This is a genomic window from Massilia sp. CFBP 13721, assembly GCF_014842025.1.
Classification (GTDB): Bacteria; Pseudomonadota; Gammaproteobacteria; order Burkholderiales; family Burkholderiaceae_D; genus Telluria.
On record NZ_JACYUY010000029.1, the window covers coordinates 1 to 23,294 of the forward strand.

Here is a 23,294-nt window from a genome sequence, read left to right on the forward strand (position 1 = left end):
TCAAGGCCTTGCCTCAGCGTTACACCGTTCGCGTCCTGAAGAAGGACCTTAACTGAACGGCATTAGCGCCGCGGCGCCGTTTTTTGTTGGTAAATGGCCCGCGCCGGGTGTGCTTGACCCGTAAGGTGGGCGGCAAAGCCGCCCACCTTACGGGTATGGAGCAACTAGTGCGTGGCAATTAAGAATTGCTCAACGCATTCGACAACAGCTTGGCCGTGATATCGACAATCGGAATCACCCGCTCATACGCCATGCGCGTCGGGCCAATCACACCAAGGGTGCCGACGATCTTGCCGTTGACCTCGTAGGGCGCGGTAACCACGCTCATTTCGTCCATCGGCACCAGGTTCGATTCGCCGCCAATAAAAATCTGCACGCCGCCAGCGCGGCTGGAGACGTCCAGCAATTGCATCAGGCCGGTCTTTTGCTCGAACATCTCGAACATCTGGCGCAGCGAACTCATGTTCGAGGACAGGTCGGCTACCGACAATAAATTGCGCTCGCCCGAAATGACCATCTCTTCGCTGCCTTCGGCCATCGCCTCGCTGCCGGCTTCCACGGCCGTCTGCATCAGGCCGCCAATGTTCTCCTGCAACTGGCGCAGTTCTCCCGTCAGGCGTGCACGCACTTCGTCGAAGGTGAGGCCGGCGAAATTCTGGTTCAGGTAATTGGCCGACTGCACCAGCTGGGCGGGCGTGTAGTCGACCTCGGTCAGCAGCAGGCGGTTCTGGACGTCGCCGCGCGGGTCGACGATCACCAGCAGGATGCGCTTTTCCGACAGGCGCAGGAATTCGATTTGCTGGAACACGGATTCGCGCCGCGGGCTTTGCACGACGCCGGCAAATTGCGTCAGCGACGAGAGCATCTGCGCCGCGTTGGCGATGAGTTTTTGCGGCTGCTGGACGCACAGCCGCATGCGCTCGGCGTCGACGCCGTGCTGGCCATCGAGGTGCTGCACCGTCAGCAGCGTGTCGACGAACAGGCGGTAGCCGCGCGGCGTCGGCACCCGGCCGGCCGAGGTATGGGGACTGGCGACATAGCCCATTTCCTCGAGGTCGGCCATGATGTTGCGGATCGTGGCCGGCGACAGGTCGAGGCCGGAAATTTTCGAGAGCGCACGCGACCCGACCGGCTGGCCGTCGGCAATGTAACGCTCGACGAGGGCTTTCAGCAGGGTTTGGGCTCGGGGTTCAAGTTGCATGGGGAGTGGTGGTGCGCAGAATGGTTGCACGGCTATTATGCACGCTCGCGCGTGCGCTGTGCACTCACGCGTGTTCGCGCTTGAGCCAGTCGAGCAAACCGTCGAAGTTCTCGACGATGGCATCCGGCTGCACGCCCTCTTCCAGGTGCCGGCGGCTGGCGGTGCGGTTCATCCAGACCCCACGCAGGCCGGCGCGCTGGGCGCCCTGCACGTCGAGCAGCAAGTCGTCGCCGACGTGCACCGCCTCGTGCGGCGCCACGCCGAGCGCCGCACAGGCGGCGTGGAAGATCGCGGCATCGGGTTTCGCGCGCCCGAAGCTGGGCGCCGCCACCGAAGCGTGGAAATGATGGGCCAGGCCGATCGTCTGCAGGTCGGCATTGCCGTTGGTGACCGAACCGACCAGGATGCGCCCTTTCAGGCGAAGCAAGCCCGGCAGCACGTCGTCGTAGGGAACCACGGCGTTGCGGGCGGCGAAAAATTCGGTCATGGCGAGTTCGACCTTGCCTGCGTCTTCGCCGGCCTGCTCGAAGGCGGCGACCAGGCCGGCGCGGCGCAGGGCGCCGAGGTCGAGCTGGAATTCGGGACGGCGCGCCAGCAGTTCCAGGCGCGCCTGGCGCAGGCTGTCGATGGTGAAGCGTTCGGCCACGCGCGGCGCGTTGCTGGCCAGCCATGCGAACAGCGTCTGCTCGGCCTGGAGGATGACGGGCGCGATCGGCCACAGCGTGTCGTCGAGGTCGAACAGGATGGCTTTGGGCCAGGGGCGGCGGTGGGATGGCTTCATGCCGGGTGATCGCAAGCGGTCGTCAGGGTGACCCCAGCATAGCGAGGCCAGCGGCGAAATGCAAACGGACGGCGCCAGCGGGAACGGTTCGCGTGCGCCGTTACACCCCGATACAAAGCCTAATGCGCGCGGGCCTTGTCAAATGCTCTAAAATGATGGGCAAACTTCCACCATGCGGCCCGGCGCCGTGCAATTGCGCGCCTTGCCCCTCCCCTTTTTTGGAGAAATTATGATTCGTTCCCCCCTGCGTGCCGGCATCGCGCTGGCATGCGCGCTCAGCCTGTCCGCCTGCGGCGGCGGCGACGGTGATGTGTATATCGGCGGCTCGGTGTCCGGCGTGACCAAGGAAGGCCTGGTCCTGACCAACAACGGCGGCGACGACCTCGCCGTTCCGGCGAACGCCAGCGAGTTCTTCTTCAACACCCGTGTCGAAACCGACGCCGGCTACGACGTCAAGGTCAAGGCCGTGCCACCGAACGTCGACGGCATCGAAAACTGCTTCGTCAGCGGCGGCTCGGGCCGCGCGGTCTTCACCATCACCACCGTGCGCGTGGCGTGCCGGATCCGTACCCATGCGCTCACCGGCAACGTCATCGGCCTGGGCAGCGCCACCGGCCTGGTCCTCGTGAACGGTACCGACCGCCAGACGATCACGCCGTCGGGCACCGATCCGCAAGCCTTCAGCATGGCCCCGGTGACGGAAGACCTGCCATACGGCGTGACCATCCTGGCGCAGCCGACCGGCCGCCAGTGCACGGTCGAAAACGCGACCGGCACGATGCGGGCGACCGACATCGGCAACGTCGTCGTGCGTTGCGTTTAATAATTCTGGAGGCTAATTTGAAGAAATCGATCCTGGCGCTGTGCGCACTGACCCTGGCCGCCGGCCTCAGCGCCTGCGGCGGCGGCACCTCGAGCTATACGATCGGCGGGACGGTCGACGGCCTGCAGTATCCGGGCCTGGTCCTGACCAACAACCTCAGCGACGACGTCAACGTCGCGCCGCTGGGCCTGAACGACGACAAGACGGCGATCAGGACCGTGTCCTACCAGTTCTCCAAGCAGCTCGACTACGGCGAGCCCTACAGCGTCACCATCAAGAAGCAGCCCGAGCACCAGGTTTGCCAGGCCGCCGGCGGCAACGCCGAGACGGCCGGGCGCCTGTCAACCATCAATGCCGCGTTCGTTTGCAACCTGGTCGCCAACTCGATCGGCGGCACGATCACGGGCTTGGCAGCCGATGGCTTGATCCTGAACAATGGCGGCATTCAGTTGCCAGTGGTCAAGAATGCGGAAACCGGAGCTTATCCGGCAGCCTTCGTCTTCGGCGCCCCGGTCACCTACGACCAGACCTATGGCGTGACGGTCCTGGTTCAGCCGACCGGCCAGACCTGCACCGTCACCAATGGCGCCGGCATCATGAAGGACAACCCGGTAACGACGATCAGCGTTAACTGCGTCAAGAATCCGACCTGAGCCGGCTTGAGTGAATTGAGCGAGACATTCACAATATATATGTCGATCATTCCGAAAGAAAATTAGACGTATATGTTGTGGTGCAGCATAATTGCACCTGTCTCCTCCAACTCTCCTCAGAAAAGAATTGGATTTAAGCCCACCCGCAACGGTGGGCTTTTTTTTGTCCGCGTGTTGGACAAAGGCTTAGCCGAACCTGGTGGCGGTTGGGAGACGCTTGCCGGTGACCTTCACGATCGCCATTTTCTCGCTGCCGACCGACACCATTTCGCTGGCGCGCACCTGCGCCTTGTAGCTCTCGGCGCTGGCGTAGGTGGTGCCGACAACAGCGAGTGCGGCGACCAGAAACAGCGTTTCCATGTGTTTGAGGACGTTCATTTCAGGCTCCCTTCGGTTGGATGTTTGCCCGGTTGCGTGTGCGTCCGGGTTGTCGATGGGAGTACTTTAGCAATCGGTCCCCCGCCCTTCCACCGGCGTGCGACGAACTGCGCAAAGGGCGCGATGAAACGCGCACAGGCGCGATATGGCGCGCTTGTGCAGCGCGTCACGGATGGGTTGTAGAAGGAATGCGGCAGATGCGTAACGTAGGGTGGGCACTTGTGCCCACGCGGGTTGGTACAGATGCGCGGCCTCGAAATCCGTCAGGCACGGGACGCATGTACAAAAGGCGTTGCGGTATTCATCAGCACGACCGCGTGGGCACAAGTGCCCACCCTACAGTTCACCGCCGTTAGCGACTCAAACCGGCTTCAGGATATTCGCCAGCGCCACATACTGCTCCAGGCTAACGTTTTCCGGCCGCACGCCCGGATCGATGCCGGCTTCGCGCAGCTGCGCTTCGGTGAACATGCCGGCCACGCAATTGCGGATCACTTTTCTCCGCTGCGAGAACGCCTTTTGCACCACGGCTTCCAGGGTCGCGCCGTCGACGGCCAGTTTGCGGCGCGTCGGCACCATGCGCACGATCGCCGAGTCGACCTTCGGCGGCGGGTCGAAGGCGGTGGGCGGCACGATGAACAGCAGCGCCATGTCGTAGCGCCATTGCAGCATCACCGACAGGCGCCCATAGGCCTTGGTGCCCGGTTCGGCCACCATGCGCTCGACCACTTCCTTTTGCAGCATGAAATGCTGGTCCTCGACCAGGTCGGCGAACTCGGCCAGGTGGAACAGCAGCGGGCTCGAGATGTTGTACGGCAGGTTGCCGACCACGCGCAGCTTCTGCCCTTGCGGTACCGGCAAGGCGCCGAAATCGAATTTCAGGGCGTCGGCCGAGTGCACCGTCAACCGCTCGGGCGGGTACGCCTTTTGCAGGCGGACCACCAGGTCGCGGTCGAGTTCGACCACGTGCATGTGGTCGAGTTGCTTGAGCAGCAGCGCCGTCATCGCCGCCAGGCCAGGCCCGATCTCGACCATCGCTTCGCCGCGGCGCGGGTCGATCGCTTCGATGATGCTGGTGAGGACGTGGTTATCGGTCAGGAAGTTCTGGCCGAAGCGCTTGCGTGCTACGTGTTTCATTCGTACTTTCGTTAATGTGATGCCGTGCGGCTGGCGGCCACCATTTGCATGGCGGCGCGGATCGCCTCTTCCATGCTGCCGCAATCGGCCAGGCCCAGGCCCTGCGCGGCCAGGTCGAGCGCGGTGCCGTGGTCGACCGAGGTGCGGATCAAGGGCAGGCCGAGCGTGACGTTGATGCCGCGGCCAAAGGTCGCGTGCTTGAGCACCGGTAAACCCTGGTCGTGGTACATGGCGAGCACGCAGTCGGCTTCCTGCAGGTACTTCGGCTGGAACAGGGTGTCGGCCGGATACGGCCCGCGCGCATCGATGCCGCGCGCCTGCGCCGCCGCCAGCGCGGGTGCGATGACCTCGATTTCCTCGCGCCCCAGGTAGCCGTTTTCGCCCGCATGCGGGTTCAGGCCGGTTACCAGGATGCGCGGAGAAGCGATGCCGAATTTGTTGCGCAGGTCGGCGTGCAGGATGTCGAGCACCTGCGCCAGGCCATCCTGCGTGATCGCATCCGCTACCGCGCGCAGCGGCAGATGGGTGGTGGCCAGCGCCACCCGCAAATACGGCTGGTCGCCCGCCGGCTGGCCGGCCAGCATCATGACGACTTGCGGCGTATTGGTCTTGTCGGCCAGGTATTCGGTATGGCCGGAAAAGGCGACGCCGGCCTGGTTGATGGTGCTCTTTTGCAGCGGTGCGGTGACGATGGCGTCGAACCAGCCGGCCGCCACGCCCTCCAATGCGAGGTCGAGCGTGGCCAGCACGGCGCGGCCATTGTCCGCGTCGAGCGTGCCCGGCACCACGTGGGCGGCCAGCGGCACGTCGACGACGGCGATGCGCTCCTTGCCGAAATGCGGCAGGCCGCCGTTACGCAGCGCCTGGATCGACAGCGCCGCCAGGCGGATTTCCGGGTCGATCAGGCTGGCGGTGAGCGCCAGGAAGGCGGCGTCGCCGACCAGCACGCAATTGGCCTGCTCGCGCAAGGCCCAGGCCGCGCGGATCGAGATCTCGGGCCCGATGCCGGCCGGCTCGCCGACGGTGAGCGCCAACGTCGGACGCACTGCCTGCGAACCTGTTGGGTTACCCACTACCTTATGCCTCTTCGCGGTACTCGACGTAGGCACGGTCGCGTACTTCGCGCGCCCAGTCCTCGAAGGCTTCGCCGAGTTTGCGCTCGCGGATCACCTGGCGTGCATTCAGGCGTTCCTTTTCCTTGCTCTGGTCTTCGGTCTTGCGTTCGAGGACCTCGATCAGGTGGAAGCCGAACGGCGTCTCGACCACGTCCGACACCTGCCCCGGCTTCAGGGCATCCATCGCGGCGGTGAATTCCGGCACCACGTCTTCCGGCGTGATCCAGCCCAGCTCGCCGCCGCGGGCGGAGCTGCCGTCCTGGCCGTTCTGGCGCGCCATGTCTTCGAAGCTGGCCGACTTGCTGTCGATTTTCGCCTTGATCTCGGCCAGCTTGGCCTTGACCTGCGCCACCGGCATCGCCGGCGAGGCTTTCATGAGGATGTGGCGCACGCGGGTCTGCTGCACCAGTGCCTGCGCCGGCGTTTGCGACTGCGCCAGGCTGCGCTTGTCGATCATCTTGATGATGTGGAAGCCGGTATTGCTCTTGATGACAGGCGTGACCTGGCCCGGGCTGAGTTTGCGCAGTTGGTCGGAGATCAGCGGCGGCAGCCGGTCCGGGTCGCGCCAGCCGATGGCGCCGCCCTTCAGGGCGTCGGGTGCGTCCGAATAGGTGGCGGCGATCTTGGCGAAATCGGCGCCGGTGCGCAGCTGGCGCGCGACTTCGTCGGCGCGCGCGCGCCGTGCGGCGATCTGCTCGGGCGTGGCGTTGACCGGGATGCCGACCAGGATCTGGGCGATGTCCATCTCGACCTTCTCGGCCGCGGCGGCCTTTTCGGCGGCCAGATAGGTATCGATTTCGGCGTCCGACACCTGGATCTTGCTGTCGACTTCATGCTCGCGCAGGCGCTGCATCATGATTTCGTTGCGGATCTCTTCGCGGAACTGGGCGAAGGTCAGGCCTTCCTTTTCCATCTGGTTGCGCATGTCCTGCACCGACATCTTCTGGCCTTCGGCGATGCGGCCGATGGCGGCGTCGAGCTCGCGGTCGGCGACGCGCACGCCCATTTCCTTGGCCAGCTGCAGCTGGGCGCGCTCGACGATCATCGATTCGATCACCTGGCGCTCGAGGTCGGCCTGGGCCGGGAGCTGGGCGTTCTGGGCGCGCAGGCGCTGCACGATCTGGGCGACGCGGCCGCGCACTTCGTTACGGGTAATGACTTCGTCGTTGACGACGACACGGATCGAATCGATGACGTTGGCGCTGCTCGAGGCCGGCGGCAGGAAACCGCTGCCGGGAGCGGCGGCGGCCGGCTGCGCGGCGGCGGCAGGAGCGGGACTCTTCGCGGCTTGCGCCAGGGCCGCATTGGCCGTGAGCGCGCACAGCAGCGCCGCTGCGAGCTTAAGGTGATGCAAACGGGTAGTACGCATAGTCTGGGAAGCACTCATTCAGGTCAAAATCATCCATGGTCCCGGTTAGGGACGGCCGACATTCGGGTTCAGCCGCGTATAGCCGGGAATACTCTTGTAAAACGCATCCAGCGGGTTGCCCAGCCCGAGGCGCGACAGGCCGTTGAGCTCGAGCTGGAAGAACGACGACGTCGAGGTCGCCTGCGCCGCCGTCACGAAACGCTGCGCGCCCATGCGGAAGATCCAGCAATCGGCCTTGTACTCGAAACCGACCAGGCCCTCGAGCACCTTGTGGTCGCGCAGCGAATAGCTGACGCGGCCGACGCCATACCAGCGTTTCCACAGCGGCCACTGGGCCGACACGTCGGCGTTGCGGAAGCTGTCGCGCACATAGCGGTACTCGGCATTGAGCACTTTCAGCGGCCCCGGCGTCCAGCGTACGCCATGGTTCTGGGCGTACACGCTCTTGTTGGTCGCATCGTATTGTACGCTGCTGTCGAAGTTCCAGTGATTGATGATGCGGCCCGATGCCGCCAGCAACAGGTCGGAACGGCCCGATTCCCTGCCGGTCAGGGTGCGGCCGACGCGCGGCTCGTCGAAGTAAAAACGCTGGGCGATCGCCATGCGCAGGCGCTCGGCGCCGTCGGGCTCGATGTAGCGCGACACCAGCGCCGCGGTCAGCTGGTTGGCGTCGGACACCCGGTCGCCGCCGACGTAGCGGTTTTCGGTAAACAACTGGGCGTAGCTGAAGCCGGTTTCGGCGGTATCGAAGAGCGGGAAGTCGTCCTGGTCCTTGTACGGCGTGCGCACGTAGAACAGGCGCGGCTCCAGGGTCTGGGTGGCAGCGGCGCCGAACAGCTTGGTATCGCGCTCGAACACCATGCCGCTGTCGACCGAGAAGATCGGCAGCGTGCGCGTCAGGCTGGAGGGGCGGCCGGCATCGCCGTCCATGTTGTACTTGGTCGCGTGCAGCATCAGCTTGGGCGTGACGTAGTAACCCGGACGCACCCATGGGTAGCTGAGCTGGGACACGGTCAGCAGGCGGTTGCCGCTGTCGAGCGTCGGGTGCGAGAAGCGCGTCGCTTCGGCATCGATCGCCCAGTCAAAACCTTTCACATCGTAGCGGCCGGTGTGGAAGTTAATCTGGGGCATCCGGTCGTAGGGACGCGGAATCGCCAGCGCCGGGTTGGCCACCGCCGCCGGTTCCTGCAGCACCTGGATGTTCTGGGCACGCGCGGTCAGGCTCCAGTTCGGCGCCGTATAGCTGCTGTACACCTCGCGGATCAGCTGGCGCTCGGCGCTGGTGGCGACGGTGGGCGCGAAATCGCTCGGATACTCGTCGTCCGATGCGCTGTGCAGGTTCCAGCCGTAGCCCCAGCCCGGCGCCAGCGTCTGGTTGTGGGTCGAGTCGATGCGCCAGCGGTCGGTGTGGGTGATGCGGTCGTCGCGCAGCCCTTCGATGTGGGTCTCGCCGGCGTAGGGACCACGCGCCGTTTCGCCCAGGTAGCGGCCGGTCGCGCCCAGCTGCAGGCCGCGGTCGAACATCATGCGCGGGTAGACCGTCAGGTCGCGGTTCGGCGCGATGTTGAAGTAGTACGGCACCATCACCTCGGACTTGCCCTTCGAGCCGAAGCCGATGGTGGCCGGCAGCCAGCCCGAGCGGCGCGCGCCCGAGAGCGAAAACGACAGCGCCGGCGTGCCGAGGATCGGGAAGTCCTTGAAATAGATGATGGTCTTGCCGGCGGTGCCGACGTCGCGCCCCGAATCGAGGCGCAGCGTGCTCGCCTTCAGGTACCAGTCCGGGTCCGGGCCTTCGCAGGTGCTGTAGGTGCCGTCCTGGACCAGCGCTTCGTTCTCGCCGAGGAAATCGATGCGGTCGGCCTGGCCTTGCGCATTGTTCATCTGCAGCTTGTAGCGCGGATTGGTGACGTAGCCGCGTCCGGTGGACATGTTCAGCTGCAGCGTGTCGCCCTGGTAGCGGTCGCCGAAACGCCACATGTCGACGTTGCCGCTGGCCGTGACTTCGTCTTCCACCAGCAGGTAGCACGCCCGGTCGGCCGTCATTTTCGACTGGCCGCGGGTGATTTCGACGTTGCGTTCGAGATTGATTTCACGGTCCGGGCGGCCGCCGATTTCCTCGGCGCGTACGGTTACGGGAAGCTCTTGTTCGTCGGCATGGGGCGTGGCCGGCGCAACTTGCGCATGCAAGGGCCCCGAGGCCACGGTGACGAGGGCGGACAAGGCAACTGCCCGCCGCCGCGGGAATGGTAGGGCCGTAAACCAGCTCATGGAATCTGTGGCTGCACCATAAAGGGCGATTTTTTGGATTGAATCCCTTATTATATGGGAATTGTCTTCCTCAACTGGTTTCCGCTGGACGTTCCATGGCTTCTTTGTATCAAAACTCCCCCACTTCCGCCGAGCAGGACGCGCGCCTCGCACTTCTCACCGAATGGCTGAGCTCGCTTGACCTGGTGGAAGTCGGTTCGCGTCGTCCGGCCTCGTCCGATGCCAGCTTCCGCCGCTATTTCCGCCTCGATGTGGCGCCGGCACTACGCGACAAACTCGGCGACACCCTGATCGCCATGGATGCGCCGCCCGAGCGCGAGAACGTACCCGCGTTTATCCACGTGGCCGGCCTGCTGCACGAAGCCGGCGTCACCGTGCCGGCCATCGTTGCGCGCGACGTCGAACGCGGCTTCCTGCTGCTGTCCGACCTCGGCACCACGACCTATCTCGCCCGCCTCGATGCCGACAACGCCGCCTTCATGTATTCGGACGCGGTCGACGCCCTGATCAAGTTTCAATTGACCAGCCAGCCGGGCGTGCTGCCCGAATTCGACCGCGCCTTCGTGCTGCGCGAGATGAACCTGTTCCCGGAGTGGTACATCACCCGCCACCTCGGCGTGACGCTCACCGACGCGCAGCAGGCGCAGCTCGACAAGGTGTTCGAGACGATTACCGCCAACGTGCTGGCGCAGCAGCAGGTATTCATGCACCGCGATTTCCACTCGCGTAACCTGATGTTCCTCGACCAGGGCAATCCGGGCGTGCTCGACTTCCAGGACGCCGTCTACGGTCCCATCACCTACGACCTCGGCTCGCTGCTGCGCGACGCCTACATCCAGTGGGACGAAGAGATCGTGCTCGATTGGGTCGTACGCTACTGGCAAAGCGCCAAGCAGGTCGGCCTGCCGGTCAACCCGGACATCGACGCGTTCTACCGCGACTTCGAATTCATGGCCCTGCAACGCCACCTGAAAATCCTCGGCATCTTCTGCCGCCTGAACTACCGCGACGGCAAAGCCATCTACATGGGCGACCTGCCGACCGTGATGGATTACGTGCGCAAGACCGCGCACCGCTACATCGAACTCAAGCCGCTGGTGCGCCTGCTCGACGCCTTCGAAGACAAGGCGCCGCAGGTCGGCTACACCTTCTGAGTGACTTTTTCGGAAAACCCATGAAAGCCATGATCCTGGCCGCCGGCCGCGGCGAACGCATGCGTCCACTGACCGACGCCTGCCCGAAACCCTTATTGAAAGTGCGCGGCCGTCCGCTCATCGCCTGGCACATCCTGAACCTGGTCCGCGCCGGCATCACCGAGATCGTCATCAACCACTCGCACCTGGGCCACATGCTCGAAGACGCGCTGGGCGACGGCAGTCAATTTGGCGCGCGCATCCAGTACTCGCACGAGCCGGCGCCGCTGGAAACCGCCGGCGGCATCGCCAACGCCCTGCACCTGCTGGGCGACGAACCCTTCGTGGCGCTGTCGGGCGACATCTATGCGCCCTATTTCGATTTTTCCCAGGTGTTCGATGCGCTGCCGGACAACGACGCCATCGGCCAGCCGCTCCCCGTAGATAAACGCGACATCGCCTGGCTGTACCTGACGCCGAACCCGTGGCATAACCCGGAAGGCGACTTCGGCATCGACATGTACACCCTGTCGAACGAGGGCAGCCCGAAATGGAACTTCGGGAATATCGGCGTCTACCGCCCTGAAATGTTCGACGGCATTCAACCCGGCGAGTTCGTGAAATTCGGCCCGCTGATGCGCAAGTTCATCGCCCAGGGCCGCGTCGGCGGCGAAATCTACGAAGGCCCCTGGGTCAACGTCGGCACCGTCGCCCAGCTCGAAGAACTCAACGCGCCGCTGGCCAAAAGGGTCGGCGCGTGAATCCGTTCGCCGCGCGCCGCGCACGCCTGGCGGCCGGCATGGAACCGGGCGCCGTGGCGGTGCTGGCCACGGCGCTGGAGGTAGCGCGTAACAGCGACAGCGATTACCCCTACCGCCACGACAGCTATTTTTACTATCTGACCGGTTTCATGGAGCCGGAAAGCGTGCTGGTGCTGGTGGCCGCGCAGGGCGATGTGCCCGCCCGTTCCATCCTGTTCTGCCGCGAGAAAAACGTCGAGCGCGAGATCTGGGACGGGTTTCGCTATGGCCCGGCGGCGGCCCAGGAAGCTTTCGGCTTCGACGCCGCGTATCCGATCGGCGAACTCGATGCGCACATGGCGCGCCTGCTGGCCGACGTCCCCGTCCTGTATTACGCGCTGGCCCACGGCGCGGCGTTTGATGCCCAGGTCGCGGGCTGGCTGAAGGCGGTGCGCGCCCAGTCGCGCAGCGGCATCGCTGCGCCGGCACGGACGGCGCACCTGCTCGGGTTGTTGGACGAGATGCGCTTGTTAAAGGACGAGAGCGAGCAAGCGGTGATGCTGCGCGCGGCGACGATTGCCGGCGCCGCCCACGTGCGCGCCATGCGCGCGGCGCGGCCCGGCATGTTCGAGTACGAACTCGAGGCCGAACTGCTCTATGAATTTCGCCGCAACGGCGCCCAGTTCCCGGCCTACACGCCGATCGTCGCCAGCGGCGCGAACGCCTGCATCCTGCACTACAGCGCCAACAATGCCCGAACGGTCGACGGCGACCTGGTCCTGATCGACGCCGGCTGCGAATTCGACAGCTACGCGTCCGACATCACGCGCACCTTCCCCGTCAACGGCCGCTTCAGCGAGGCGCAACGGGTGCTATATGAACTGGTGCTGCGCGCGCAGGATGCGGCGCTGCGCGTCATCGTCCCTGGCCGCCCCTACAGCGACGTGCACGAGGCGGCGCTGGCGGTGCTGGCAGAAGGCATGCTCGACGTCGGCCTGCTTGATCGCAGCACCTGGGGCAGTGTCGACAACGTGCTGGCCGAACGCGCTTATACTCCCTTCTACATGCACGGCACCGGCCACTGGCTGGGACTCGACGTGCACGATAGCGGCAGCTACCGCGACCTCGCGAGCGCAGGCAAGCCTTCGCGCCCGCTGGTACCGGGCATGGCGCTGACCGTCGAACCGGGCATTTATGTCCGGCCCGGTCCCGGTGTGCCGGAACGCTTCTGGAACATCGGCATCCGGATCGAGGACGACGTGATCGTCGACGCAAGCGGTGCGCGCGTGCTGTCCGGCAGCGCGCCGAAGACGGTGCTGGAAATCGAAACCCTGATGGCGGAGCGATGATGGAAGAGCACAACAACAATGTCGACGTCGATGTGGCGATCTGCGGCGCCGGGCCGGTGGGCCTGGCCCTGGCCGCCCTGCTCGCGCGGCGTGGCATAGCCGGGCAGCGCATCGCCTTGATCGATGCGCGCGCACTGGGCCAGTCGATTGCCGATCCGCGTTCGATCGCGCTGGCCTGGGGCAGCCGCCAGTTGCTGGAAGAAGTCGGCGCCTGGCCGTTTCCAGCGACGCCAATCCACACCATCCACGTCTCGCGCCGCGGCCAGCTCGGGCGCAGCCTGCTCGACCGCAGCGAACACAATCTCGACGCCCTTGGCTACGTGACGCGCTACGGCGACGTCGTCGATGCGCTGGCGCGCGCGGTCGAGCGTGCCGGGGTGCAGGTGATCCGCCCGGCGCGCGTGGCCGCGCTCGACGAAACGGCCGGCCACGTGGCGCTGGCGCTCGACGACGGCCGTACGCTCACGGCGCAGGTGGCGGTCGGCGCCGAAGGCGGCGTGTTCGGGCAGCAGGAAGACAAGAATAAAACGCGTGACTACGGCCAGAGCGCAGTCATTGCACGTGTTTCCTCCGCCAGTCCGATCGCGCACCGCGCCTTCGAGCGGTTCACCGACGAAGGCCCGCTGGCCCTGCTGCCGCAGGAAGGCGCCGACGGGTATCAGTATGCGCTGGTCTGGTGCGTGCAGCCCGAGCGCGCGGAAGCGCTGCAGGCGATGGACGAAGAACGTTTTCTGCACGAACTGGGCGATGCCTTCGGCGGGCGCCTGGGCCGGTTTACCAGGGTGTCCGCGCGTTTCGCGTATCCGCTCGGCCTGAACGCCGAAGCGCACGCCACCACGCGCACGGTCGCCATCGGCAATGCGGCGCAGACCCTGCACCCGGTGGCCGGCCAAGGCTTGAACCTCGGCCTGCGCGACGCCGCCGTGCTGGCGCGTTTGCTGGCGCGCTGCCCGGGCCCCGAAGGGATCGGGCGCTTCCTCGACGAGCGCGCGCAAGACCGCCAGCTGACGATCGCGCTGACCGACGCCATGGCGCGCGCGTTCGTCGGTAGCGGACCGCTGCAATCGGTGCTCGGGCTCGGCCTGGCGGCGCTGGACGCGGTAAAACCGGCGCGCACGCTGCTGGGGGAGCTCATGATGTACGGGCGCCGCGGCGGATCGGCGTTGCTGCCGCATCGACACGGTTAATCCGCAACGCTTGTGCACCGTAGGTGGGCATGCCCACGCGGGACGGCGCACCATGTTTGCATCGTTTTAAACCAACGCGGTCGAATTCCGGTAAAGCGTTCGAATGATCCGCGATAACGTGTCGGTTTAATCACCGGCCGTTACCGCGTTTGTGGGCCAACCTGATGCGAACGTCCGCGTGGGCATGCCTACCCTACGAGGATGTGAAAAAATCGCCATGGCTGCGTTGCCTCGTCTCGCCGTACCCTCGTACTGTCTTCGACTCGGCACCTTGCCCTGACGTTTTTTTCACACCCTCTACGTTACACTTCGGCCCGTGGTGTACACGACAACAACCGTCCCTTACTCCACCGCCTTCACCATCGACTCGATCACCTTCTTGGCGTCGCCAAACACCATCATCGTGTTCGGCATGTAGAACAAATCGTTGTCCAACCCCGCATAGCCCGAAGCCATTGAGCGCTTGTTGACGATGATGCTTTTCGCCTTGTACGCTTCCAGGATCGGCATGCCGGCGATCGGCGATTTTGGGTCTTTCGCGGCCGGGTTGACGACGTCGTTCGCACCCAGCACCAGCACCACGTCGGTCTGGCCAAATTCGCCGTTAATGTCTTCCATCTCCGCCACCTGGTCGTAGGGCACTTCGGCTTCAGCCAGCAGCACGTTCATGTGGCCAGGCATGCGCCCCGCCACCGGGTGGATCGCGTAGCGCACGGTCACGCCGTGTTCGGTCAGCTTGTCGACCAGCTCTTTGACCGAATGCTGGGCGCGCGCCACCGCCAGGCCGTAGCCGGGGACGATGATGACCGATTCGGCGTTTTGCAAAATAAAAGCGGCGTCTTCGGCCGAACCGGATTTCACCGGGCGCTGTTCCTGCGCGGCGCCACTGGCCGCCGTCGCCTCGCCGCCGAAACCGCCCAGGATCACGTTGAAGAACGAGCGGTTCATCGCCTTGCACATGATGTACGAGAGGATGGCGCCGCTCGAGCCCACCAGCGAGCCGGCGATGATCAGCATCGAATTGTTCAGCGAGAAGCCGATGCCGGCCGCCGCCCAGCCCGAATACGAGTTCAGCATCGACACCACCACCGGCATGTCGGCGCCGCCGATCGGGATGATGATCAATACGCCCAGCACAAACGAGAGCGCAGCCATGATCGCGAACGGCGTCCAGGCCGGTTCCACCGCATCGGAAAAGCAGAACACCAGCCCGAGTGCGATGATGGCGATGGCGATGACGAGGTTCAGGATGTGCTGGCCTTTGAATCGCACCGGCGCGCCCTGGAACAGGCGGAATTTGTATTTGCCCGACAGCTTGCCGAAGGCGATCACGGAACCGGAAAAGGTCACGGCGCCGACAAAGGTGCCGATGAACAGTTCCAGCCGGTTGCCGAACGGCAGCGCACCGCCGCGCTCGGCGATATTGAAGGCCCAGGGTTCGGACACGGCCGCCACCGCGATGCACACGGCCGCCAGGCCGATCAGCGAGTGCATCGCCGCTACCAGTTCCGGCATCTTGGTCATCTCGACCTTTTTCGCCGCATACGCCCCGATCGCGCCGCCCACCACCACGCCCAGCAGCACCAGGCTAAAACCCATGCCGCCGCTGCGCGCGCTGTCCGCGGCGGCAAACTCCGCCTGCAGTTTCAGGATCAGGGCCACCGTGGTGACGGCGGCGATCGCCATGCCGGCCATTCCGAAAGTATTGCCCATGCGCGCCGACGATGGCGACGACAGCCCCTTCAAGGCCTGGATGAAGCAGACCGAGGCGACCAGGTAGAGCAGCGTGACCATGTTCATGCTGATGGCGTTCATGCGGCCTCCTTCTGGGCCGGCTTGGCGGAAGCGGCGTCAAGCGGCCGCTTCGGCTCCTTCTTCTTGAACATCTCCAGCATGCGCTGGGTAACCAGGAAGCCGCCGAACACATTCACCGCGGCCAGGGCGACGGCGACCGTTCCCATCGTCTGGCCCAGCACCCCTTCGGTGAGGCCGGCCGCCAGCATGGCGCCGACGATGATGATGGCGGAAATCGCGTTGGTCACCGCCATCAGCGGCGTGTGCAGCGCCGGGGTCACGGTCCAGACGACGTGGTAGCCGACGTAGATCGCCAGCACGAAGATGATCAGGTTGATGATGGTGTGGCTGATTTCCATGTCGTCTCCTTTAGGCGCGCAGCGTCTCGCCCTGGTGGCAGAGCAGCGTCGCGCGCACGATCTCGTCCTCCAGGTCGATGGTGAACTTGTCTTCCTTATCGAACACCAGCTTTAAAAAGTCGAGCACGTTGCGCGCATACAGCGCCGAGGCGTCGGCCGCGACCAGCGCCGCCAGGTTCGGCTCGCCGATGATGTGGACGCCATGTTTAATAACCGTTTTGCCCGGTTCCGTCAGCGGGCAGTTGCCGCCCTGCTCGATCGCCATGTCGACGATGACGGAACCGGGCTTCATCGCCATCACGGTTTCTTCGCGGATCAGGGTCGGCGCCGCGCGCCCCGGAATCAGGGCGGTGGTGATGATGATGTCGGCCAGTTTGGCCCGCTCGTGCACCAATTCTCCTTGCCGGCGGATCCAGTCGGCCGGCATCGGCCGCGCATAGCCGCCCACGCCTTGGGCAATCTCGCGCTCTTCGTCGGTCATGAATGGCACGTCGATGAACTTGGCGCCGAGCGACTCGACCTGCTCTTTCACCGGCGGGCGCACGTCGGATGCTTCGATCACCGCGCCCAGGCGTTTCGCCGTGGCGATCGCCTGCAAGCCGGCCACGCCGACACCCATGATCAGCACGCGCGCCGCTTTCACGGTGCCGGCGGCGGTCATCAGCATCGGCATGAAGCGTTGATAGGTATTTGCAGCGAGCATGACGGCCTTGTAGCCGGCGATGTTCGCCTGCGAGGACAGTACGTCCATCGACTGCGCGCGGCTGATGCGCGGCGCCGCTTCCAGCGCAAAGGCGCTGATGCGGCTGGCCGCCATGGCGGCGGTGTTGTCCTTGTCGAACGGATTGAGCATGCCGATCAGCACGGTGCCGGGACGCATGCGCGCGCGTTCGGACTCAATGGGGGCACGTACCTTGAGGACCATCTCGCAACCGAACGCATCGTCCGCGCTGCCGACCGTGGCGCCGGCGGCAACATACGCCTCGTCGGTAACGGCGGCGTGAACACCGGCGCCGGACTGCACCACGACCTGGTGTTTACTCGCCAGTTTCTTCACTGTTTCCGGAGTTGCCGCTACGCGGGTCTCGCCCGGCCGTGTTTCGGCCGGAATGCCGATTCTCATGCATTCCTCCTCATGTTGGTGTTCTGTTCACAATCTACCACGTAAACATGGCCTTTTTGTCATTCCCCGCACCTGCCTCGGCAGGTGTCATGCGTTGTGGGTAAATACGATACAACCTGGCCACATTGCTGCCCTTTTTTGTATCAAATCGCTGCAATTGACGCTTTTTTGTTGCACTGCACAGGTACTTGCAAGCAACGCTTTGAAGGGCGCTGTAGAATATCGGCTCATTTGTCGAGGACGCGCATGACCCATACCTTCAGACCGTCAGTCACCGTTGCCGCCATCATCGAACGCGATGGCCGTTTCCTCCTGATCGAGGAAGAGACGAGCGAAGGCATCAAGCTGAACCAGCCGGCCGGCCATCTCGATCCGGGCGAATCGCTCGAGCAGGCGGTCGTGCGCGAAGCGATGGAAGAGACGGCGCACGAATTCATCCCGACCGGACTGGTCGGCATGTACATGTCGCGCTATTACTCGAAGTCGCGCAATGCCGATATCACTTATTTACGCTTCACCTTTTGCGGCATGGCCGGCAAGCAGTACGACCAGCCGCTCGACGACGGCATCCTGCGCACCCTGTGGATGACGCGCGACGAGATCGCCGCATCGAGCGAGCGCCACCGCAGCCCGATCGTGCTGCAATGTGTGGACGATTACCTGGCCGGCCGGCGTACCGACCTGGCCCTGCTGTACACTCACCCGTCGGTGTTCGAAGAGACGCTGGCGAATCAGACGTAACGAAGTAGACACAAGAGCGGGAACGTAACATGCGCAAGAAAAAAGTCGTGATCGGGATGTCGGGCGGCGTCGACTCCTCGGTCGCGGCCTGGATGCTGAAAGAACAGGGATATGAAGTCATCGGCCTGTTCATGAAGAATTGGGAAGACGACGACGATTCCGAATACTGCTCGACGCGCCAGGACTGGATCGACGCGGCCAGCGTGGCCGACGTGGTCGGGGTCGACATCGAGGCGGTCAATTTCGCCGCCGAATACAAGGACCGTGTCTTCGCCGAATTCCTGCGGGAATACCAGGCCGGCCGCACGCCCAATCCCGACGTGCTGTGCAATGCAGAAATCAAGTTCAAGGCTTTCCTCGACCACGCGATGAAACTCGGCGCCGACCTGATCGCCACCGGCCACTACGCGCGCGTACGCGAAAACAGCGCCGGCAAGTTCGAACTATTAAAAGCCTTCGACCATACCAAGGATCAAAGCTATTTCCTGCACCGCCTGAACCAGGCGCAGCTGTCGAAATCGCTGTTCCCGCTGGGCGAAATCCTGAAGACGGAAGTGCGCAAGATCGCCGAAAAATTGAACTTGCCAAACGCGGCCAAGAAGGATTCGACCGGTATCTGCTTTATCGGCGAACGCCCGTTCCGCGACTTCCTGAACCGGTATCTGTCGCACAAGCCGGGCCCGATGAAGCTCGACAACGGCCAGACCGTGGGCGAACACATCGGCCTGTCGTTCTATACGCTGGGCCAGCGCAAGGGCATCGGCATCGGCGGCCTGAAATCGCACCGCAACGACGACGGCACCAGCGAACCATGGTTCGTCGCGCGCAAGGACATCGCCACCAACACGCTGTACATCGTGCAGGGCCATGATCACCCGTGGCTGTTGTCGGCCCGCCTCGAAGCCGGCCAGGCCAGCTGGGTCGCGGGCGAGCCGCCGGCCCCTGGCCTGCTGTCGGCCAAGACGCGCTACCGCCAGGCCGACGTGTCCTGCACGGTGGCGGCCGAAGGGCTAGACCGCTTCGCGCTCGACTTCACCGACCCCCAATGGGCGGTCACGCCGGGGCAGTCGGCGGTGCTGTATGACGGCGACATTTGCCTGGGCGGCGGCATCATCGACGGCGCCAGCGCGGTGCCGGGCTGAGCGTTACCGCTGGCTGCATCGAACTGAAGACCGGCATTGCCGGTCTTTTTTTTGATCGTACGGGACAATAAACCGTTGCAGCGCCGCACCAATCCATTAACAGATTTTTCATGAATCGGAAAAATCGGCAGTTTTTTTCGATCACGTATTAAGTTTTATCAGCTAGAGACGTTATTCTAATTTCCGTGCGGAAATCAAATCAGGGACGTGCTGCCCTCGCCGCCGACTATCACTAGAAAACGTCAATCATGAACCTCTCGAATCTGCGCGTCCGCACCCGACTGTTTGCGGGCTTCGCCATCCTGTGCGCCTTCCTCCTCGTCATTGTCGTGTTCGGCACGACCATGCTCGGCCGCATCAATGCCGGCACCGAGGTCATCGTCCATAACTACATGCCGAAGATCGAGGCATCGAATGCCGTGCTTACCGAGGTCAACAACATCTCGATCGCGCTGCGCAACATGCTGCTGAACGCCGATGCGGCCGACCGCAAGACCCAGCAAGCCGAAGTCGAGCGCGCACGCGCCGCCATCGGCGCCACCTTCACCAGATTGCAGGGCGTGATCGTGAGCGAACAGGGCAAGGCGCTGTTGAAGCAAAGCCTCGATTACAACGCGCAAGCGGTCGCCGCCCAGGACGAACTGCTGCGCCGCATCGGCGCCGACGACATTGCCGGCGCATCGGACTATCTCGTCAAACAATACCGCCCGCTGCTGGGCGAATACCGCAAGGTGATCGACGGCCAGATCGCGATGCAAAAGGAACTGGCCGACAAGGCAGTGGCCGAAGCCAAACAGACCTACGCCAGCACCCTGAACATGATGATCGGCATGAGCGCGGCCATCTTCGCCCTCGCCGCGTTCATCGCCTGGCGCATCACCTCGTCGATCACGGTGCCGGTCGCGCGCGCCCTCGCCGTGGCCGAGACGGTGGCCGCCGGCGACCTCACCAGCCGGATCGAGGTCACCACCAGCGACGAGCTGGGCCAGCTGCTCGCCGCCCTGAAAAAGATGAACGACAGCCTGCGCACGACCGTCTCGACGGTGCGCGACGGCACCGAGCTGATCGCTACCGCCTCGTCGCAGGTGGCGGCGGGCAGCCTCGACCTGTCGAGCCGCACCGAGGAGCAGGCCAGCGCGCTCGAGGAAACGGCGTCCTCGATGGAAGAGCTGACCTCGACCGTGAAACAGAATGCGGATAACGCGCGCCAGGCCAGCACGCTGGCCGACACCGCGTCGACGGTGGCCGCGCGTGGCGGCGACGTCGTCAAACAGGTGGTGGGCACGATGGACGCGATCGCCGCGTCGTCGAGCCGCATCGCCGACATCATCGGCGTCATCGACGGCATCGCCTTCCAGACCAATATCCTGGCGCTGAACGCCGCCGTCGAAGCGGCGCGCGCCGGCGAACAGGGCCGCGGCTTCGCGGTCGTCGCCGCCGAGGTGCGCAACCTGGCGCAGCGCTCGGCCGCGGCGGCCAAGGACATCAAGGCCCTGATCGCCGACTCGAACAGCAAGGTCGGCGACGGCAGCCGCCTGGTCAACGAGGCCGGTGCGACGATGGAAGAGATCGTGGCCAGCGTCCGCCGCGTCACCGACATCATGGGAGAAATCAGCGCCGCCAGCCGCGAGCAGAGCGCCGGCATCGAGCAGATCAACCAGGCCGTCACCCAGATGGACCAGGTGACCCAGCAGAACGCCGCGCTGGTCGAGGAAACCTCGGCCGCGGCCGACGCCATGCGCAGCCAGGCGGCGGCGCTGGCGAGCACGGTGGCCGTGTTTAACATTGGGGACGAGGGGCAAGCGGCCATGCCGGCAGCGCGCCGGGTACAACCGGCGACCGTGCGCGCAACGCCGCGCAACATGCAGCTGGCCGGCGCCGGTGTCGACGGCTGGGATGAGTTTTAATCGCTGAAGCGGCTGCGTTCCGGGGAACGCCGCATTGTCCCGGAACGCCGAGGTAAGGTAGGGTGGGCACTCGTGCCCACGCGGTCGTACCTATGCATACCGCAACGTATCAGCCAGGCTCTCGCAGCGCGTGCCTTCCACCTCATTGAAAGCCGTGTGACCGCTGACGCCGTACCGCGTGGGCACAAGTGCCCACCCTACGAACCGGCGCTTCAAGCGCAGGCCGCCTGCCCCTGCTTCGCCCTGCGCGGACGCGCCAGCGTCCACTTCGCGCAGATCCACTCCTCGAACTGCTGCGGCGCCAGCGGGCGCGCATACAGATAACCCTGCACCTGGTCGCAGCCGGCGTCGGCCAGGAAGCGCGCCACCGGCGCCGTTTCCACGCCTTCGGCCACGACCAGCTGGCCGAGGTCGTGCGAGAGCTTGATCATGGTCGCCACCAGCGCGCGCTTGCGCTCGTCGCTATCGAGGTTGCGTATAAAACTCTGGTCGATCTTGACTACCTTCGCCGGTACGCTCTGCAGGTAGGCCAGGCTGCTGTAACCGGTGCCGAAATCGTCGATCGCCAGCTGCACGCCGCTGGCGGCCAGGGCTTCCAGGGTGGCGGCGGCCAGCGTGCGGTTCGACATCAGCGCGCTTTCGGTGATCTCGATGGCCAGCGCACCCGGCGCCAGGCCGTGCGCCTGCAGGCGGGCCAGCACGTGGGCGCAGAAGTCCGGCTCCAGCAGGTTCACCGCCGAGACGTTGACCGCCACCTGCGTCACCAGGCCGGCGCGCTGCCAGGCGGCCAGCTGGCGCAGCGCGCGCTCGAGCACCCAGCGTGTGGTCGCGCGCGCCAGCGAAGTTTGCTCGACGACGGGAATGAATTCGCCCGGCGAGACTTCGCCCAGGACCGGGTGGCGCCAGCGCAGCAGCGCCTCGGCGCCGATGCAGCGTCCGGTCGCCAGTTCGATTTTCGGCTGGAACACGAGGCGCAGCTGGCTGTCGTCCTCGAGCGCGCTGCCGAAGTCCTTGGCGAGGCGAAATCGCCGCATGAAAGCCGCATTCTGCTCGGCCGAGAAGACCCGCACCCGCTGCGCGCCTTCGATGGCGTCGTGCGCTGCGCTGTACATGTCGCGCAGCAGGTCCTGCGGCTCGGCCTGGCCGGTCGTGAACAGCGCCACGCCAACGGTGGCGGTGGTGACGAAGCGCGCCGTGGTACTGTCGGCGCGCAGCGCGACCCAGGCGCCGAGCCAGTCGCAAAAGCGCGCCAGGTCGGCGTCCGGCTCGGCCAGGAAGGCGAACTGGAACGGCGCCACGTGGTACAGCTTGCGCGTGGGGCCGAGCGCCGCGCGCAGCATGCGCGCTGCCTCGGTGACGATGTCGTCGACGAAGCCGGCGCCCATCGCGCGCACCGCGCTGCTCATCTGTTCGGGGGTGGCCAGGTTCACCAGCGCGGCCAGGCGCGTTTCGCCGGCCGGGCGGTCGAGCGCCAGGTCGCGCAGGTCGTCGACGAACTGGCTGCGGTTCGGGATGCCGCTGACCGGATCGATCCGGCCGATCGCGTGCTGCAGTTCGATTTGCGCCATCACCATCGCGGCGAGGTCGGCAAGACCCGTGCGTTCGGCAGCACTGATCGAGCGCGGTTCGATACCGAGCACGCACATCGCGCCCAGGCAATGGCCATCGCGCGTCATCAATGGCGCACCGGCATAGAAGCGTACGCCGGTCGCGGCCAGGTTGCTGGTGCGGTAGCAAGGGTCGAGCGCCAGGTCGGGAATGACCAGCATGCTGCTGGTGGTAGCCACCTGTGCGCACGGCGCTTTCTCGCGCGGGATCGAACAATGCTCGACGCCGACGCGCGACTTGAACCACTGGCGGTCGACGTCGGTCAGCGACACCGCGGCGATCGGCAAGCCGAACAACTGGGCAGCCATGCGCGTGATGCGATCGAATGCCTCGTTGGGCGGCGTGTCGAGCAGGTCGAGTTTGCGCAGGGCGTCGAGGCGGGCTGTTTCCAGCTGGGCCGGCAGGGGGTGACTCATGGAATATTGGTCCTTGCTGGCCGACGCCAAAAGATATGACGAAAATGATGATAACACCATTTTGATCGTC

Annotated in this window: 20 protein-coding genes; 9 read left to right on the forward strand and 11 right to left on the reverse strand. The window is 64.9% G+C overall.

Going from position 1 to position 23,294, the window contains the following annotated elements:
• Positions 1-178 precede the first annotated feature (178 nt).
• The gene (gene hrcA / locus IFT60_RS21975) at positions 179-1,201 is read right to left on the reverse strand and encodes a heat-inducible transcriptional repressor HrcA (RefSeq protein WP_192055737.1); all 1,023 of its coding nucleotides are present in this window, start codon (positions 1,199-1,201) and stop codon (positions 179-181) included.
• 64 nt (positions 1,202-1,265) lie between these two features.
• Positions 1,266-1,982 (reverse strand): HAD family hydrolase, encoded by a 717-nt coding sequence (locus IFT60_RS21980; RefSeq protein ID WP_192055739.1) that lies wholly within the window; start codon positions 1,980-1,982, stop codon positions 1,266-1,268.
• A 229-nt stretch (positions 1,983-2,211) separates the two neighbouring features.
• Here IFT60_RS21980 and IFT60_RS21985 point away from each other — a divergent pair, with 229 nt between their 5' ends.
• Both IFT60_RS21985 and IFT60_RS21990 read left to right on the forward strand, forming a co-directional pair.
• Complete coding sequence (locus tag IFT60_RS21985) at positions 2,212-2,805, forward strand: hypothetical protein (RefSeq protein WP_192055741.1); 594 nt, start codon at positions 2,212-2,214, stop codon at positions 2,803-2,805.
• 17 nt (positions 2,806-2,822) lie between these two features.
• The gene (locus IFT60_RS21990; protein WP_192055744.1) at positions 2,823-3,458 is read left to right on the forward strand and encodes a hypothetical protein; all 636 of its coding nucleotides are present in this window, start codon (positions 2,823-2,825) and stop codon (positions 3,456-3,458) included.
• 186 nt (positions 3,459-3,644) lie between these two features.
• On the opposite strand, the gene IFT60_RS21995 is transcribed toward IFT60_RS21990, so the two are convergent.
• From IFT60_RS21995 to lptD, 5 genes are all read right to left on the reverse strand, one after another.
• Positions 3,645-3,836 carry a hypothetical protein gene (locus IFT60_RS21995; RefSeq protein ID WP_192055746.1) on the reverse strand — a complete coding sequence of 64 codons (192 nt, stop codon included), beginning with the start codon at positions 3,834-3,836 and terminating at the stop codon, positions 3,645-3,647.
• A gap of 360 nt (positions 3,837-4,196) precedes the next feature.
• Positions 4,197-4,973 carry a 16S rRNA (adenine(1518)-N(6)/adenine(1519)-N(6))-dimethyltransferase RsmA gene (gene rsmA / locus IFT60_RS22000; protein WP_192055749.1) on the reverse strand — a complete coding sequence of 259 codons (777 nt, stop codon included), beginning with the start codon at positions 4,971-4,973 and terminating at the stop codon, positions 4,197-4,199.
• Between the two features lie 11 nt (positions 4,974-4,984).
• On the reverse strand, positions 4,985-6,046 hold the full coding sequence (gene pdxA / locus IFT60_RS22005; RefSeq protein ID WP_192055750.1) for a 4-hydroxythreonine-4-phosphate dehydrogenase PdxA: 1,062 nt from the start codon (positions 6,044-6,046) through the stop codon (positions 4,985-4,987).
• A 4-nt stretch (positions 6,047-6,050) separates the two neighbouring features.
• Entirely contained in the window at positions 6,051-7,457 is a 1,407-nt protein-coding gene (locus tag IFT60_RS22010) for a peptidylprolyl isomerase (protein ID WP_192055753.1), read from the reverse strand.
• Positions 7,458-7,502: 45 nt separating this feature from the next.
• Positions 7,503-9,725, reverse strand: a complete 2,223-nt coding sequence (lptD, locus tag IFT60_RS22015) for an LPS-assembly protein LptD (protein WP_192055755.1) — start codon at positions 9,723-9,725, stop codon at positions 7,503-7,505.
• A 95-nt stretch (positions 9,726-9,820) separates the two neighbouring features.
• Here lptD and IFT60_RS22020 point away from each other — a divergent pair, with 95 nt between their 5' ends.
• The 4 genes from IFT60_RS22020 to IFT60_RS22035 are packed head-to-tail and all read left to right on the forward strand — an operon-like array spanning position 9,821 to position 14,134.
• Positions 9,821-10,879, forward strand: a complete 1,059-nt coding sequence (locus tag IFT60_RS22020) for an aminoglycoside phosphotransferase family protein (RefSeq protein ID WP_192055757.1) — start codon at positions 9,821-9,823, stop codon at positions 10,877-10,879.
• Between the two features lie 20 nt (positions 10,880-10,899).
• Complete coding sequence (gene murU / locus IFT60_RS22025) at positions 10,900-11,619, forward strand: N-acetylmuramate alpha-1-phosphate uridylyltransferase MurU (RefSeq protein WP_192055759.1); 720 nt, start codon at positions 10,900-10,902, stop codon at positions 11,617-11,619.
• Positions 11,616-12,947, forward strand: coding sequence for an aminopeptidase P N-terminal domain-containing protein (locus IFT60_RS22030; RefSeq protein ID WP_192055761.1), 1,332 nt, complete (start codon positions 11,616-11,618; stop codon positions 12,945-12,947). The genes murU and IFT60_RS22030 overlap by 4 nt, the downstream gene beginning before the upstream one ends.
• A complete protein-coding gene (locus IFT60_RS22035; RefSeq protein ID WP_192055763.1) occupies positions 12,947-14,134 on the forward strand; it encodes an FAD-dependent monooxygenase in 1,188 nt (395 codons plus the stop codon). The genes IFT60_RS22030 and IFT60_RS22035 overlap by 1 nt, the downstream gene beginning before the upstream one ends.
• A gap of 342 nt (positions 14,135-14,476) precedes the next feature.
• Here the strand turns inward: IFT60_RS22035 and IFT60_RS22040 are convergent, their stop codons facing one another.
• The 3 genes from IFT60_RS22040 to IFT60_RS22050 are packed head-to-tail and all read right to left on the reverse strand — an operon-like array spanning position 14,477 to position 17,410.
• Positions 14,477-15,949, reverse strand: coding sequence for an NAD(P)(+) transhydrogenase (Re/Si-specific) subunit beta (locus IFT60_RS22040; RefSeq protein WP_192055765.1), 1,473 nt, complete (start codon positions 15,947-15,949; stop codon positions 14,477-14,479).
• Positions 15,946-16,287: an NAD(P) transhydrogenase subunit alpha part 2 gene (locus tag IFT60_RS22045; protein ID WP_192055768.1), complete on the reverse strand. Its 342-nt coding sequence runs from the start codon at positions 16,285-16,287 to the stop codon at positions 15,946-15,948. Before IFT60_RS22045 ends, IFT60_RS22040 begins: the two co-directional genes overlap by 4 nt.
• 10 nt (positions 16,288-16,297) lie before the next feature.
• A complete protein-coding gene (locus IFT60_RS22050; protein WP_192055770.1) occupies positions 16,298-17,410 on the reverse strand; it encodes a Re/Si-specific NAD(P)(+) transhydrogenase subunit alpha in 1,113 nt (370 codons plus the stop codon).
• A 246-nt stretch (positions 17,411-17,656) separates the two neighbouring features.
• Here IFT60_RS22050 and IFT60_RS22055 point away from each other — a divergent pair, with 246 nt between their 5' ends.
• The 3 genes from IFT60_RS22055 (at position 17,657) to IFT60_RS26970 (ending at position 21,200) form a co-directional block, all read left to right on the forward strand.
• The gene (locus tag IFT60_RS22055; protein WP_192055773.1) at positions 17,657-18,151 is read left to right on the forward strand and encodes an NUDIX hydrolase; all 495 of its coding nucleotides are present in this window, start codon (positions 17,657-17,659) and stop codon (positions 18,149-18,151) included.
• A gap of 29 nt (positions 18,152-18,180) precedes the next feature.
• Positions 18,181-19,293 carry a tRNA 2-thiouridine(34) synthase MnmA gene (gene mnmA, locus IFT60_RS22060; protein ID WP_192055775.1) on the forward strand — a complete coding sequence of 371 codons (1,113 nt, stop codon included), beginning with the start codon at positions 18,181-18,183 and terminating at the stop codon, positions 19,291-19,293.
• A 248-nt stretch (positions 19,294-19,541) separates the two neighbouring features.
• Positions 19,542-21,200 carry a methyl-accepting chemotaxis protein gene (locus tag IFT60_RS26970; RefSeq protein WP_192055777.1) on the forward strand — a complete coding sequence of 553 codons (1,659 nt, stop codon included), beginning with the start codon at positions 19,542-19,544 and terminating at the stop codon, positions 21,198-21,200.
• Positions 21,201-21,412: 212 nt separating this feature from the next.
• Here IFT60_RS26970 and IFT60_RS22070 read toward each other — a convergent pair whose 3' ends face one another.
• Positions 21,413-23,224 carry a sensor domain-containing phosphodiesterase gene (locus IFT60_RS22070; protein WP_192055780.1) on the reverse strand — a complete coding sequence of 604 codons (1,812 nt, stop codon included), beginning with the start codon at positions 23,222-23,224 and terminating at the stop codon, positions 21,413-21,415.
• Positions 23,225-23,294 lie beyond the last annotated feature (70 nt).